Here is a 14,804-nt window from a genome sequence, read left to right as displayed (position 1 = left end):
CGACGCCGCCGGTGGGTGGCGGACGCTCAGATCAGGCCGAGCTCGGAGAGCAGCCGCTCCCGGGTCCGGCGCGCGCCGTCCGCCACCTCGGACGCCGGCCTGCCGTGGTCGGGCAGGGTCTCGAGCAGGTGTCCGAGACCGGCTGCGGCGTCGTCCGCGCGGGGGGACCACTTGCCGATCCACTTGCGCAGCACGCCGGCGTTGCCCGGGCCGTTCTCGAGGGCGTACCGCGCCAGCGCGCCGCTCCAGCGCATGCGCCGGTCGGAGTCGGCGGCCAGACGTCCGCCGAGCAGCCAGCTCTGTTCGTCACCGTTGTCCCGGGCCACGTCGCCGAGTTGCCGTAGCAGGACGTCGTCGAGCGTCGGGAGCAGCACGAGGTTCAGCGCGGTGAATGCCTCCGCCCAGTCGTAGGCGACCAGGGCGAGTTCGACGGCCCGCCGGGCGGGCTGCCACGCCTCGCCGTGCTCCCACACGGCCCGTTCGCCGGTGGCGAAGCCGCTGTCCGGGTGGGCGATCTGCAGCTCCCGGGTCCGGTAGGACACGAGGGTCACCCGTCGCAGCAGGTCGGCCGCGGCGAGCGCCGCCGGGTTGGTGATGTAGGACGACGGCGCCACGTACCCGATGTAGGCCTCGACCTGCTGTGAGCCGTGCAGCGGGAACCTGGAGGGGGTGAACAGCTCAGCGAGCGTGCGCACCCACGCCGGGGACAGCCCGGTGTCGGCCCTGGCCGTGGCGTACTGGTCGAGCAGTCCGGCGACCTGACCCTCCTCCTGGTCCTGGTGGATCACGTAGGAGCGGTAGGTGTGGGCGTCCGGGTCGCGGAAGTCGTCCCAGTCGGGCACCTGGAGTGGCGACTGGTCGCGGTAGGTCAGCAGCCACAGGTTCCCCGGAGAGGAGGGGTTGCCTTCGAGTGGCGCTTTCCGATCGGGACGCAGCGTCCAGTTCGTGCGGTGCGTCACGATCTCGTACTCGCTGGGTCGGCGCTTCACGTCCCCGAACGCGCTCCACGTGCGCAGCCGTCGCTTCGGGGTGGCCGGCGTCTCTGTCATGTTCAGTTCCCCTCCGATGTCACCGCGTCGCCGCGGTCGAGGCGGTTCCACGGCGTCCGAGCGACCATTCGACGGAGTCGCTGGAGGTCTGGATGCGGCCGGAGAAGGCCGACATCATCGCCTCGAGCGATCGGATCTCGAACTGGTCACCGAGGTGGCGCTTGAGCGACTCGGCCGTCACCCGCAGGTGGTCGGACGCGTGGATGCGGACGTAGGAGCCACGGTCGATGACCTCGATCTCCTTGTCCGGGTTGTCGTCCTCGATCGCGGCGGCGACGAGTTCGACCTCGTCGCACATGCGCAGGATGGGACCGACTGCGTTGTCCATGTCTTCAGTCCTGGTAGTCGACGCGGACGTGGTCCAGGGGGCCGATTCCGGCCTCGACCACGGTGATCTCCATCGGCAGGATCCGGTCGTCGTGGTAGACGACCTTCGGCTTGTCCTGCTTGCGCACCCGCTTGCCCTCGCTGTGGTGGGCGACCTTCTCGGCGACCTCGGCGATCGTGTCGGTGGACAGCACCGGCGCGAGGACCTCGACGAAGTCGTCGGCGAAGATCGCGTTGATCGGGACCAGCTGCGGGGTCGCGTCGGCGGCGGTGTCGGTTGCGGTGTCGGACACGGTCACTGCCCCCCGCCCACGACGGCGAGGCCGGACTCGTTCTCGGTAACCGGGCCGAAGGACTTCGCCCAGGCGTAGCCGTGGGCGTCGTCGCCCATCACGTCCGGGGTGAGCCCCATCCAGCCGAGGATGCCGGGCACGTCCATGGGCTGGATCTCGCCTGCGAGGAAGCGTTCGACGACCGTGGTGTGGTTGACCGCGTCGCGGTCCTCCCACCAGATCTGCCGGCAGCCCTTCGTGCAGAAGTGGTACGTCGTCCCGTTGTGCTTGAGCGAGTGGTTGCGGACCCGCCACTTGCCGTCCCGACCGTAGGTGGCGTTGCACGCCGGGAGGTGGCACATGTTGCACAGCCACGGGAGGGTCTCCGGGAGCGTGGCCTCCATGTTGCCGGCGTTGACGTTCTCGGCGATGACCGCCCACTTGTCGCCGTAGACGGCGTCCCAGTTCGGGTACTTCTCCCGCAGCCACTCGCGCGACTCGGCGTCGACGCCGCCGGCCGGTTTCCACCACAGCGTCGGTCGCCAGAACCAGAGCCCGAGGTGCAGGGCGTGGTGCCAGGTGTCGAGGCCCTGCATGAACTCGTCCCAGTACCAGGGCTTGCGCAGGCCGTAGTCCTCGATCGTCCGCACGAACTGATCGATGATCCACTCCTCCATGAACTCCCGGTAGGACTGCTTCCGGTGTTCGACGGGGGTGTAGTAGTCCATCGCGGGCCCGGTGAGGGCGGCGAACGCGCGGGCGGACAGCCAGAAGAACTTGTCGATCGTCCACTGCGCCCGCACCGGGTCGTGCTCGACGAGCAGCTCCAGGGTCGGCCCGCCCTGCTGGGCGTGGCGGGCCTCGTCGGTCTGGATCGAGCTGATCATGTTGGCGAAGTTGATGTCGCCTGCTTCGAGGGCGTCCGAGGACAGGGCCACGAACTGCAGGTTCGTGAAGCCGGTCTCGAACGTCATGGGCAGCTGGATCGCCAGGTCGACCGCGTCCGCCCCGATGATCATCGAGTCGAACAGGCTGCGCAGCGAGATCGACACCCAGTCGTTGGTGTGGAACGCCTTCTGCGACCAGTCGTACTGCGGGTCCTTGGCCACGAACTCGTGGCCGAAGAACAGCGTGATCTGGGCGTGGCGCATCTCGTCCAGCGCGCCGAAGACGGCCATGTTCCGCCAGGCCGGGCTGAGCCCGAACCGCGCCATCTTGAGCTCGCCGAGCAGACCGGCGTACTCGACCAGCGAGACCCCGCCGAAGTGCATCTTCGTCGACGACTTCCAGCCCTCGTCGAGGTGCTCGAAGGTCTTCGACCGCTGCAGAGCGGCCTTGACCGCGTAGGCGGAACTCTCCTTCTCCCGCTGCGTCGCGACGTACTCGGGGTAGGAGACCTTGTAGCTCTCCTCCCACTGCGCCCACGCCCCGCGGGGGACCTTGCCGGTGCCGGAGAGCCAGTCCGGGAACACGGCGTCGTCAGTGACGTAGCCGAACGTCCAGTCGACGTCCCTGACGATGTCCTGCCACTCTTCGCGCTTCATCAGCGTCATCGGGTGTCCGTCCTTCTCAGTCGACTTCGAGGTGGCCGAGTTGTCGGGCGATGCCGGCGCCGTCCCAGTAGGCGGCGATGTGGTCGATCAGCCCGTCGGTGACGTGGAACACGAAGGCGTGCGGCTCGGAGAAGCTCCGGCCCTGGTTGCCGATGGTTCCCCACGGTCGTGCCTGGGTGCCGCCGATCACCACCTCCGCGGCGACGTTGCCGTGGCCGTCGGCGGTGACGGAGCGGACCGTGTTGCTCAGGTCGGGGAACGCCTGGATGAGGCCGACCCACAGCGGCTTGCCGACGGTCGCGACCGTCCCGGCGCCGCGCAGCACGCGTTGCCGGCCCCAGAGCTCGAACGGGACGTACTCGAGGGAGGCGGTCTCGGCGCAGAGCGCGACCATCGCCTCGACGTCATGGTCGCGATAGGCCCCGAAGAACCTGGTCACGACGTCGGACGCTCCGGCGGTCGGTGACTGGTGGTGGGCGGTCAGTGTCTCGGTCATGTCGTCCCTCCTGCGACGATCGCGACCTGGTCGAGCCGCTTGACGGCCAACCGTCGGTAGAGCTGGTTCTGGCACCAGTACGCGGAGATGCCTCGGACGCGCCCGGCTTCGGTGCGCAGGAACCACACCTGGTCGACGTCGAGGTGCTTCTCCTGGTTCAGGGCCCCGAGATACGGCGCGGCCTGGGTGCCCTCGACCTTGATCTCGGTGACGGTGGTGCCGTCGTCGCCGGTCAGCGAGGACTTCTCGGTGATCCGCAGGTCGGGGAATGCGGTCAGGGTCTCGGCGAAGAACGCGCGGGCGTGAGTGGCGTCGCCGAGCACGCCGGCCGGGCCGATCCGGACCTCGGCGGCGGGGTCCACGACCGCGAACGCCGCGTCGAGGTCGCCGGCTCGGATGCCGCTCCAGAACGTTGTCGCCGCACCTGCGGCTGAGTCGGACGCTGTCACCGCTACCTGCTCCTCGGGGGATCGTGGTGGGGCCGTCGGTTCGGATGTGTGGGAGCCGAGCAGCCGGCTCCACCAGGAACGTGTGGTGGTCATGGCGGGCCTCTAGAGGACGTCGAGGGCCTTGAGCACGGCATCGGCGACGGCGTCGGCCGAGTTGGGGTTCTGCGCCGTGATCACGTTGCGGTCGACGACCACGTGGGAGGTCCACGCGGCCCGCGCGTCGTCGAAGACCGCGCCCGCGTTGCGCAGGGACGCTTCGAGCAGCCATGGCATGCCGAGCTTGCCCGGCGGGGTCTGGTACTCCTCCTCGTCGGTGAATGCGGTGACCCGGTAGCCGTCGAAGATCCACTGGCCGTCGAGGTTCGCCGGCGCCGCGAGGAGTAGCGCCGGGCCGTGGCACAGCGAGGCGATCGGTGCCCGCTTCTGGTGCAGGATCCGCAGCAGCCGCGTGACGTCCGGGTTGTCGGCGAGGTCGACCATCGGACCGTGGCCACCGGGTGCGAACACCGCGTCGTAGCCGGCCAGCTGCTCGTCGGACAGCGCGGCGAGCGAGGTGGGCTGCTGGAATCCGGGGTTCGCGGCCAGGGTCGCGGCCACTCGCTCGGACTCCCGTCGGCTGTCCTCGACGACCGCGGTGTAGGCCCGGTCCAGGGCCGCCCGGTCGAGCGGCGCGCCGTCGCCGGTCTCGTCGAGGACGTCCAGGAAGTTCCGGTCGGTGTCCCACGCGGTGCGCGCCGCGCGCGCCACCTGGTCGCGGGCCTGCTCGGGGGTGACGCCGGCCTCGACGAGGGCCAGGTGGACGCGCCGGGCGGCGATCAGCCCGATCTCCGTCAGGTGGCGCAGCGTGAGCCGGATGTCATCGACGTCGTGGGCGAACGTCCGGGTGATCGAGGCCAGGAAGTCCTCGTCCTCGTCCGGGTAGTGGAAGATCGGCTCGAGGCCGTACGGGTCGGCGTGCGGCGCGCGGCCGTCCGGGGTCGCGACGTCGATGTCCACGCCTGCCTCGACGAACCGCTCGTAGGGGGTCAGCGCCTCCTCGGCGAAGTACCCGGTCTCGTGCATCGACCCGTCCGCGAGCGGCAGCTCGCGCGCACCGGATACCAGGAACAACAGACGTGGCATACCCACTCCTCGTTGAGGCTGCGGTTTTCGGGAAAGTCAAAACTAGCCGCGAAATTGCCCGGCATGTAGCCGGTATCGCCGCCGAAAGTATCGGATTCGATTGACCCGGTGATCGTTCTGGGTTACCGGGAACGGAACGGTCTACCCGTGGGATCGGCGTTCGGTTGCCGATGCGAACCCGAGGCCCACGCGTTCGCGTTGTGCCTCGCGGTAGTGCCGCGGCGTGGTCCCGAAGTACCGTTTGAACTCGCAGATGAAGTGCGACACGCTGGCGTAGCCGACCTGTTTCGCGACTTCGCTGACGTTCATCTCCTGCTCGAGCAGCAGGACGCTGGCGCGGTCGAGGCGCATCTTCTTGACGAACTGGTAGGGACCCATACCGGTCGCCTCGGTGAAGACGTTGGTCAGTGCCGTCGGGCTCAGGCAGACCGCATGGGCCATGTCGGCGACCGTGAGCGGCTCGCCGAGACGGGCGCGGACGTGCCGGATCAGCTCCGTGACGGGGTTGCGCTCGTTCTCGGTGTGTGCGGCCGCGAGAAGCCGCACGCACTGATCGGCCTGCAGGAGCCGGTAGGTGATCTCCTGCAGGTACATCGGCGCGAGGACCCGACGATCGGTCTCCGAGTTGAGAGTCCCGAAGAATCGCAGCACCGCGCCGAGCAGGTTCTGTTCCAGCGGGGAGACGTAGGCTGCTTTCGGCGTGCCGGGATTCGACGGACGACTGAACGGAGTTGTCCTGCGCTGCGCCATATCGACGGAGACGGCCCGGACGACCGTCGGATCGATCTGCAGGACAAAGGAAAGGAACGGCATCTGGGGGCTTGCTTCCAGAATATCGGCCTCGAAGCTCATCCCTCGTGTGAACAGGAGGTAGTTGAACGGATCGTAGAGATACTCCTCGCCGTCGACGGTGACACGCTTGCGTCCCTGCAGGACACAGCACAGCGACAGCGAGTGGACCTCGGCCCACTGGGCGGACTGCGGGGAGGTGAACCGGTAGGCGGTCAGGCCCGGCCAGTGACAGTCATTGGGGCCGACCGCGGTCGCCATGTCGTTGAGCCGAGCGATGAGGTCGCCCGCCCGCAGGCGCTCCTCCGCGGGCAACTCCAGTGACGGCATCGACGCCCCTCATCCGACGGTCCCGCTCGTCCGAGCGGTCCGGCTTTTGTCCGGCCAAATGATGTGCTCTGGAGTGTTCCGAGTCACGTCCAGCGGTGTCAACGCGCCTCTTCGAATCCGACAACTGCGTGGTGTATCCCGACAACGACACCGGCCCGCAGCTACCCGAGCGATCGGGGCGCGATGGCACGCCCGTGGGCTTGAAATCGCTGGTAGACGCGTGGGTCTGTCGGATCAGGAACGAGCGCGACCACCGGCCGGAAGCCCCTCCGGATCACGTGATCTCGCCTCGCGGACGCCGGATCAAGCCGTGTGTGCGGACCTGTCTGCCGATGCGGGTCGTGGATGCGGAGTAGCGGATGTGGTGGTGGGCTCGGCGCTGTCGTCGTCGGTGAACGATCGCCAGCGTTGCTCGGTGGCGGGGCTCCAGCGCTGCATCTGGTCGATGAGGCCGGGAACGTCGGTGTCGGCGAGCACGAGGGCACGGTCGTCGGGGCGCAGGAACAGCTCGTCGACGGCGTGGTCGAGGAAGGCCAGCAGGTGGTCGTAGTAGCCGTCGGTGTTGAGCAGGCCGGTCGGCTTCCGGTGGATGCCCAGCTGGGACCAGGTGACGATCTCGGCGAACTCCTCGAGCGTGCCGAGACCGCCGGGCAGGGCCACGAAGCCGTCGGCGAGGTCGCTCATCGCGGCCTTGCGCTCGTGCATCGACTCGACGACACGGAGCTCGGTCAGCCCCTGGTGGGAGATCTCGTCGCCCATGTGATGGGAGGGGATGACGCCGATGACCTCGCCGCCTGCGCGTAGCGCGGCGTCGGCGAGCGCGCCCATCGTGCCGACCTTGGCGCCGCCGTAGACGATGCGGATGCCCGACTCGGCGAGGAGCACGGCGAGCTCTTCGACCCGCTGCAGGTAGCCGGGCGTGCGACCGGGGTTCGAGCCGCAGAACACACAGACGGTGTGCAGCGGGGACGGCTCCGGCGGGGTCGTCGGGGCGGTCATCGGTAGGCCGCCTGTCCCGTGAGGGCGTGGCCGATGGCCAGGGTGTGGACCTCGCTGGTGCCTTCGTAGGTCAGCACGGACTCGAGGTTGTTCGCGTGCCGCAGCGGCGAGTACTCCAGTGAGATCCCGCTGCCGCCGAGGATGGTGCGGCACTCGCGGGCGATCGCGATCGCTTCGCGCACGTTGTTCAGCTTCCCGACACTGACCTGCTCGGGGCGCAGCGCGTGCTGGTCCTTGAGCCGGCCCAGGTGCAGGGCGAGCAGCATGGCGGTGTTCAGCGAGACCGCCATGTCGGCGAGCTTCTTCTGGGTGAGCTGGAAACCGCTGATCGGCTTGTCGAACTGGATCCGGGAGTCCGCATAGTTCAGTGCGGTCTGCAGGCAGTCGCGGGCCGCACCCACCGCACCGAACAGGATCCCGAAGCGGGCCTCGTTGAGGCACGACAGCGGGCCCTTGAGCCCGCGGGCCTCTGGCAGTTGCGCCGAGGCGGGCAGGCGGACGTCGTCGAAGGCCAGCTCGGAGGTGATCGAGGCGCGCAGCGACAGCTTGTGCTTGATGTCGGTGGTGCTGAACCCGGGGGTGTCTCGTGGCACCAGGAAGCCGCGGATCCCGTCCGCGGTCTGGGCCCAGACGGTGGCCACGTCGGCGATCCCGCCGTTGGTGATCCACATCTTGCCGCCGTTGAGCACCCAGTCCGAACCGTCGCGGACCGCGCGGGTCCGCATGCCGGCGGGGTTCGACCCGAAGTCGGGCTCGGTGAGCCCGAAGCAACCGACGGCCTCGCCGGCGGCCAGCCGGGGCAGCCACTCCTGCTTCTGCTCGTCGGAGCCCCACCGCCAGATGGAGAACATCGACAGCGATCCCTGCACCGACACGAAGCTGCGCAGGCCGGAGTCGAGTGCTTCGAGCTCCAGGCAGGCCAGCCCGTAGCTGACCGCGTTGGTCCCGGCGCAGCCGTAGCCCTCGAGGTGCATGCCCAGCAGGCCCATCTTGCCGAGTTCGGGGATCAGCTCGCGGGCGAACTGCGCGTTCTCGAAGGCGTCGCCGATGTCGGGGCGGACCCGGTCGTCGACGAACGCGCGGACGGTGGCCTGGATGTCACGTTCGTCCTCGCTGAGCAGCGTCGAGACGTCGAGCAGGTCCAGCGGGTCGGACATGGGCGCCATGGGTTCTCCTCGGCGGTGCGCGGGCGGCGCCGCACGGGTCAGGTCACGAGTGGGCGTGACGGCTTGAGGTAGACGGTGGTCGTGGTGGTGAAGAACTCGCGGGCGGCGCGGCCCTGCTCCTTGGGCCCGAAGCCGCTGTGCTTGCTGCCGCCGAAGGGGACGTGCGGGTCGGCGCCGGCGGTCTCGGAGTTGATGTGCAGGATCCCGACGTCGAGGGACTCGACGGCCTGGGTGACCGCGCGCAGGTTGTCGGTGAACACGGCGGCCGAGAGCCCGTAGACGGTGTCGTTGACGAGCTCGAGGGCGGTGTGGTCGTCGGGTACGCGGCGAACGGCGAGCACCGGGCCGAAGACCTCGTCGCGCCAGAGCGGATCGCCGCCGCCCAGCTCGACGACGGCCGGGGCGAGGAAGGCTCCGGCGGCACGGTCGTCGTCGTAGGCGCCGCCGCCGGTGAGCAGCTGCACGGCCGGCCGCTGCGTCGCGGTGTCGACCGCGTCGCGCACGCGGTCGCGTGCCTGAGCCGACACCAGCGGCCCGATCTGCACGGACTCGTCGACGGGGTCGCCCACCCGCAGGGCCGAGGTGTGCTCGCAGAGCCGGCGCACGAACTCGTCGGCGACGGCGTCGGTGACCACGACACGCGAGGTGGCGGTGCATTTCTGCCCGGTCGAGCGGAACGCCCCGGCCGCGACCTCGGCGACCGCGAGGTCGAGGTCGGCGTCGGTGAGTACCGCGGCGGCGTTCTTGCCGCCCATCTCGGTCTGGATCGGGCGGGCGAGCGTCCCGCAGCGTTCGATCAGCGCGCGTCCCACCGCTGTCGAGCCGGTGAACGAGACCCGTTCGATCCGGGCGTGCTCGACCAGGCGCGCGCCCGCGGTGCCGTCGCCGATCAGAAGTGACAGAACGCCGTCGGGTAGCCCGCCCTCGACCAGGGCCTCGGCCAGGCGCATCGCCAGCAGCGGTACGTCGGCGGCCGGCTTCCAGACGACGGGGTTCCCGAACGCCAGCGCGGGCGCGATCTTCCAGGCCGGGATCGCGATCGGGAAGTTGAACGGCGTGATCACCGCGACCGGCCCGACCGGCCGGTGCACCAGCTGGATCTGTTCGTGGCGGCGCGGCGAGGCGTACACCTCGCCGACCGGGCGCTGGGACTCCGAGGCGAAGAACCGGAACACCTCGGCGGCGCGGCGGACCTCCCCGACGCCCTCGGCGAGGGTCTTGCCCTCCTCCCTGGCGAGTTCACGGCCCCAGTCCCCGGCTCGGGCCGCGAGGATCTCGGCGCTGCGACGGAGGACATCGCCGCGTTCCGGGAACGGGGTCGAGGCCCACTGCTTGGACACGGCGGCGGCCGCGGCGACTGCGGTGTCGACCTCGTCGGTACCGACGAGCTGCCCGCGCGCGACGACCTCGGACGGCCGGGCCGGGTTCGTGTCGACGATGTCGGCGCCGGTGCCGGTGACCCAGCGGCCGGCCACGAGATGACGCAGCGTCTGCTCCGTGTCGTCGTGACCGGCGTCGACGTGTCCGTCGGTGGTGGGCGGCCCGGTCATGGCGCGGTCTCCAGTGCTACCGGGGTGGCCGTGCGGGCCCGCTCGCGCAGCCCTGGCAGGACGTCGGTGCAGAACTGCTCGAGGAAGCGGCGCTGGTCACCACCGGGCCCGTGCAGGACGAGGTCGGTGAATCCGAGGTCGAGGTAGGTCCCGATCCGGTCGATGACCTGCTGCGGGTCGTCGGAGACGATGAACCGGGTGTGGGCGCGGTCGGCGTTGGCGTCGGCGAGGCGTTCCATCTCCAGGGGGTCCTCGACCCCGGTCTTCTGCTCCGAGCTCAGTGCCAGCGCCGCCCACCAGCGACACGCTTCGTAGGCGGTGGCCAGGTCGCGGTCGTAGGACACCTTGATCTCGATCATGCGGCGCAGCGATGCGGGGTGCCGGCCCGCCGAGGTCGCGCCCTCGGCGACGTTGCCCAGCAGCGTCCGGTAGAGCTCGGGATCCTTCCCGCTGGTGCAGATGAACCCGTCCCCGACCCGGCCGGCGAGCTTGGCCGCCAGCGGCCCGGACGCCGCGACGTAGATCGGGATGGGTGTCTCGGGCCGCTCGTAGACGGTCGCCTTCTCGGTCCGGTAGTACCGGCCCTCGAAGTCGACCCGTTCCTCGCTCCACAACCGGCGCATCAGCGTGATCGACTCCGCCAGCCGCATCCGGCGTTCCTTGGCGCCGGGGAACTCCTGCCCGGTCGCCGGCGTCTCGTTCATCGCCTCACCGGAGCCGATCCCGAGAACGACCCGACCGGGACAGAGCATGCCCAGGGTGCCGAACGCCTGCGCGACGATCGACGGGTGGTAGCGCAGCGTGGGCGTGAGCACGCTGGTGGCCAGCACAGCGCGGCGGGTGCGGGAGCCGACCGCGCCCAGCCACGTCAGCGCGTTCGGGGCGTGCCCGCCGTGGTGGCGCCAGGGCTGGAAGTGATCGGAGGTGGCGATGAGGTCGAGGCCGCGGTGCTCGGCCTCGGCGGCGAACTCCACCAGCTCGACCGAGCCGAACTGCTCGGCCGATGCCTTGTAGCCGATGGTGATCGGCGGTGTCGTCGTCGAACCGTCCGTGCCGCTCATTGCTCTCCTTCGTCAACTGCTCGCGCAGAAGTCATGGTGCTACCGCATCGGCGTGCGGGCCTCTCGCGCCCGGTCCGGGCGATCTCGGGTTCAGTTCACGGAATGCGGTCAGAACACGTGGTTCTTCCCGCCGAACACCTCGCTGACCGAGTCGTCGGTGAAGATGCTCCGTATCGAATGGGCGAGCAATGGAGCGCACGAGACGACGTGGACGTTGTCCGGGGCCCCCGGCCGGAGCGGGATCGTGTCGGTGACGACGATGCGCTCGAACGGCGCAGCTCGCAGGTTCTCGAAGGCGCGTCCGCTGAACACGGCGTGGGTGGCGGCGGCGAACACGCGGGACGCGCCGGCCCGCATGACTGCCTCGCCGGCCGCGCGCAACGTGCCTGCGGTGTCGATGATGTCGTCGACGATGATCGCGGTCTTGCCGGCCACGTTGCCGATGACGTGCCCGATCTCGGCGACCTGCTGTTCCGGCCGGTCCTTGTCCAGGATCGCCAGATCGGCGCCGACCCGGGTCGCGAACTGCTTGTTCAGCTTGACGCGTCCGGCGTCGGGGGCGACCACGACCAGCTCGTCCTCGAGTGCGGCGAAGTGATCGGCCAGCATCATCAGCGCGGTCATGTGGTCGACCGGGCGCTGGGAGAACCCCTGGAGTTGCCCGGCGTGCAGGTCCATCGTCAGGATGCGATCCACTCCGGCGGATTCCAGCATCCGGGCGACCAGCCGCGCCGAGATCGGTTCGCGTGGAGCCGACTTCTTGTCCTGTCTCGAATATCCGTACCACGGCGTCACAGCGATGACCCGGTGCGCGCTCGCCCCGACCGCGGCATCGATCATGACGAGCAGTTCGACAAGGGAGTCGTTGGCGTTCAACCCCTCTTCAGGATTGCTGCACATGGGCTGGATCAGAAAGACGTCCGCACCCCGGATCGAATCGTCGAAACGGCAGTAGACCTCGTCATTGGAGAAGGTCTTGAGGGTGACCGGACCGAGATCGACGCCGAGCTGGCTGCTGATCTCCTTCGCGAGCGCCGGGTTGGATCTGCCGCTGAACAGCATGAGTCGCTTGTTGTAGCCGAGCGGGAGGCTGGTCGCGGTGGTGGGTGAGGTGGAGGACTTCCCCGCCGTCGTCTCGGTGGTCATGACGTGGACTCCGAACAGGTGGTGGCGGATCGTTCCCACAGGGAGCGGCCCAGGGCGTAGGCCTCCCGGATGTCGTCGCCGTCGTAGACGACCGTCGCGCTGGACCGCAGTGAGCCGTTGCTGTTCACCCCGACGGTGTTGTGGAGGTGCTCGAACAGCAGCACGTCGGAGGTGGAGTCGCCGTAGGCGAGGCAGCGGGACTCGTCGATGCCGAGCTCGTCGAGGACCGACAGGGTGATGTCGACCTTGTGCTGCTGGGTCAGCAGCGACCACTCCTCGGCGCGCATGTGGGGTCCGACCTGCGATCCGAACGTGCGGTGGGCTCCCCACCGCTGCAGGCGCTCGACGAAGAAGTGGGGTGACTGCGAGATGACGATGCTGTGCTCGCCGCGCCGGGCGATGTCGGCGAAGACCTCCCGTACCCCGTCGATCCAGGCTGCGTGGGCGAACGCGTCGTCGATGTCGGCCTCGGACGCGGCCGACCAGAGCGGGAGCATCCGCTCCCAGAAGCCGGTCTCGGTGATCTCGCCGCGTACCCAGCCGTTCTCGATCGCGTTCGCCTCGTCGAAGGTGCCGAGGTGACGGGACAGCTCCACCGAGGCTGCGCCGCGCAGCAACGTGCCGTCCATATCGAACACGTGCAGGCCGGTCATGGGTGCGGGCTCCCTGGATGTCGAGGTGCGCGTTCGGCGTTCTGCCTGTCGCGGGCCGAGCCGTCGTCCAGGTCGCGGCCGGGGGAGGAGCGATCGACCGCGACCTGGACGACGTGGCACCGGCTCAGGCCGGGACGGTGACGGCCTGTTCCGGGGCGACGGTCCGCATCTGACCGACGTGCTCGATGTAGTAGGACTCCGGGACCTCTCGCTCGGCGTTCGCGATGAGCTCGGTGAAGTCCCACTTCTTGAGCAGCTTGCCGTCACGGAAGACCGGCTGGAGCACGTTCTCGGACTCGGGGATCGAGCCCTTCGGGACTGTCACGTAGTTCCCGTTCTCGTACTTCAGGGCGAGCCGGCCGGCCTTGGAGACCTTGAACCCGGCACCGGTCGGCGATTTGGCGATATCGCGCCACTCGCCGTTGACCATCGCTGCGCTGGCCTTCTGCCCGAAGTTCATGGTGTCGCGGTTCCAGTGCTGCAGCAGCCCGCCGCCCATACCGAACACGGCGTTGTCGGCGGCCAGCCCGCGGCGCTCCATCTCCATGTAGACCTGGGGCAGGCTGTGGAAGTTCACGCCGTCGCCCTGCACGACGCGGATGAACGGCGGCAGGATCTTGAAGCCCTTGCTGTTGACCTCGTAGCCGAACGCGTCCATGAGCCACTCGGTGGTGTCCGATGTGACCTGGACGATGTCGCCGGAGTCGGGCCGGGCGCCGACGAGGCCGGGGAAGTTGCGGATCTGCTCCTTGAGCTCCCCGCCGAGGATGTTCTTGACGCAGTTCTCGTGGTCGTAGGTGTCGGTCAGCAGGAGGGCACAGCCCTCCTTGGCGTAGACGTTGAGCATGTTGCGCAGCGCGTCGGCCTCGTGGTCGCGGCCCCAGGCGCAGAACCCGGCGTGCTCGGAGTTCGGTCCGGAGTTGGAGACCTTGCCTGCGTTGTAGAAGTGCTTGGCGGCCAGGATCCCGGGGACCGTGTCACTCTGGTCGAAGTTGACCAGGTGGGCGAGCCCGCCGAGCGCGGCGGACTGCTGGGAGCTGACCCCGCGGGCGCCGTAGTCATGCAGGGTGTTGCGGATCAGCTGCGGGTTGTCCGATGTGCGCTCGAGCGCCTCCTTGATGACCATCTTGGACAGCCAGCTGACGGTGCCGATCGTGGTCGGGTACCAGACGGCGCGCAGCAGCGCGGTCTCGAAGAAGCTGGTCGCCCAGAAGTACTTGGGGTCGGTATTGATCACCTGGACGAGCACGTTGCGCGCCGGCAGGACGGTGCCCTCGGGAACCGCCTCGATCTCCACCGGGAGGTATCCGCCGTGGTCGTTGAGGATGCCGAGCCAGTTGTCCCGGTTGAAGTGCATGCCCTGCTCGCGCACGACGAACTCGGCCTCGTCGATGTCCTCGAGGGTGATCGGGCGCATCAGGTACTCGCGCAGGTAGGCCTGCAACCCGACGAACTGGGTCACTGGCCACTCGCCGCCGCGGGACTCGATGTAGCTCGAGACGTACTCGGTGCCCGGCGGGTAGAGCGGGTAGTGGCAGTGCTTGTAGTTGTCGGTGTTGATGATCAGGTTGTCGAGGTAGCCCATCGGGTTGGCTCACCTTCCACGTGAGTCGTTTCTACTGGGAGCCGCGGTGCCCGGGAGGGCATCGAGCTCGGTCCTGACATGTGCGGACCGCTGCGGCCCACGCCCTGAACACCCTGGGGGATCGATTCCGGCGTCCGCCAGAGGTAGGGCTACGGAGCAACACAATTTTAACGATTCTAGTGTGACCGTCAACTCATCTGAGCGATCCAGTTTGCTCCGTTCGCCTGCGCGGTAGCCGGCGGCGATCATGCCGCTGC

At 68.9% G+C, this 14,804-nt stretch carries 15 protein-coding genes; all 15 read right to left on the bottom strand.

The window, feature by feature from the left end; translation table 11 throughout:
• Window positions 1–26 precede the first annotated feature (26 nt).
• Window positions 27–1,049 carry a ferritin family protein gene (locus EV378_RS17380; RefSeq protein ID WP_132426663.1) on the bottom strand — a complete coding sequence of 341 codons (1,023 nt, stop codon included), beginning with the start codon at window positions 1,047–1,049 and terminating at the stop codon, window positions 27–29.
• A gap of 19 nt (window positions 1,050–1,068) precedes the next feature.
• Complete coding sequence (locus EV378_RS17375) at window positions 1,069–1,377, bottom strand: MmoB/DmpM family protein (protein WP_132426660.1); 309 nt, start codon at window positions 1,375–1,377, stop codon at window positions 1,069–1,071.
• A gap of 4 nt (window positions 1,378–1,381) precedes the next feature.
• Complete coding sequence (locus EV378_RS17370; RefSeq protein WP_132426657.1) at window positions 1,382–1,669, bottom strand: toluene-4-monooxygenase system B family protein; 288 nt, start codon at window positions 1,667–1,669, stop codon at window positions 1,382–1,384.
• A gap of 2 nt (window positions 1,670–1,671) precedes the next feature.
• On the bottom strand, window positions 1,672–3,201 hold the full coding sequence (locus tag EV378_RS17365) for a ferritin family protein (protein WP_132426654.1): 1,530 nt from the start codon (window positions 3,199–3,201) through the stop codon (window positions 1,672–1,674).
• Window positions 3,202–3,217: 16 nt separating this feature from the next.
• Window positions 3,218–3,697 (bottom strand): nuclear transport factor 2 family protein, encoded by a 480-nt coding sequence (locus EV378_RS17360; RefSeq protein ID WP_132426651.1) that lies wholly within the window; start codon window positions 3,695–3,697, stop codon window positions 3,218–3,220.
• A complete protein-coding gene (locus EV378_RS17355; protein WP_243653515.1) occupies window positions 3,694–4,146 on the bottom strand; it encodes an ester cyclase in 453 nt (150 codons plus the stop codon). Before EV378_RS17355 ends, EV378_RS17360 begins: the two co-directional genes overlap by 4 nt.
• A gap of 102 nt (window positions 4,147–4,248) precedes the next feature.
• Window positions 4,249–5,268 (bottom strand): DJ-1/PfpI family protein, encoded by a 1,020-nt coding sequence (locus EV378_RS17350; protein ID WP_132426645.1) that lies wholly within the window; start codon window positions 5,266–5,268, stop codon window positions 4,249–4,251.
• Between the two features lie 141 nt (window positions 5,269–5,409).
• The gene (locus EV378_RS17345) at window positions 5,410–6,387 is read right to left on the bottom strand and encodes an AraC family transcriptional regulator (protein ID WP_132426642.1); all 978 of its coding nucleotides are present in this window, start codon (window positions 6,385–6,387) and stop codon (window positions 5,410–5,412) included.
• Window positions 6,388–6,690: 303 nt separating this feature from the next.
• Window positions 6,691–7,386, bottom strand: coding sequence for an LOG family protein (locus tag EV378_RS17340; protein WP_165922319.1), 696 nt, complete (start codon window positions 7,384–7,386; stop codon window positions 6,691–6,693).
• A complete protein-coding gene (locus EV378_RS17335; protein WP_341540430.1) occupies window positions 7,383–8,552 on the bottom strand; it encodes an acyl-CoA dehydrogenase family protein in 1,170 nt (389 codons plus the stop codon). Before EV378_RS17335 ends, EV378_RS17340 begins: the two co-directional genes overlap by 4 nt.
• A gap of 38 nt (window positions 8,553–8,590) precedes the next feature.
• On the bottom strand, window positions 8,591–10,102 hold the full coding sequence (locus EV378_RS17330; RefSeq protein ID WP_132426639.1) for an aldehyde dehydrogenase family protein: 1,512 nt from the start codon (window positions 10,100–10,102) through the stop codon (window positions 8,591–8,593).
• Complete coding sequence (locus EV378_RS17325) at window positions 10,099–11,163, bottom strand: TIGR03557 family F420-dependent LLM class oxidoreductase (protein ID WP_132426636.1); 1,065 nt, start codon at window positions 11,161–11,163, stop codon at window positions 10,099–10,101. The genes EV378_RS17330 and EV378_RS17325 overlap by 4 nt, the downstream gene beginning before the upstream one ends.
• Before the next feature lie 108 nt (window positions 11,164–11,271).
• Entirely contained in the window at window positions 11,272–12,309 is a 1,038-nt protein-coding gene (locus EV378_RS17320) for a ribose-phosphate diphosphokinase (protein ID WP_243653514.1), read from the bottom strand.
• Entirely contained in the window at window positions 12,306–12,962 is a 657-nt protein-coding gene (locus tag EV378_RS17315; protein ID WP_132426633.1) for an HAD family hydrolase, read from the bottom strand. The genes EV378_RS17320 and EV378_RS17315 overlap by 4 nt, the downstream gene beginning before the upstream one ends.
• 124 nt (window positions 12,963–13,086) lie before the next feature.
• Window positions 13,087–14,547, bottom strand: coding sequence for a nicotinate phosphoribosyltransferase (locus EV378_RS17310; RefSeq protein ID WP_132426630.1), 1,461 nt, complete (start codon window positions 14,545–14,547; stop codon window positions 13,087–13,089).
• Between the last annotated feature and the right edge of the window lie 257 nt (window positions 14,548–14,804).

The organism is Pseudonocardia endophytica (assembly GCF_004339565.1).
Lineage (GTDB): Bacteria > Actinomycetota > Actinomycetes > Mycobacteriales > Pseudonocardiaceae > Pseudonocardia > Pseudonocardia endophytica.
The sequence above is the reverse complement of the archived record's forward strand: the minus strand, read 5'-3'. Positions and strand labels throughout refer to the sequence as shown.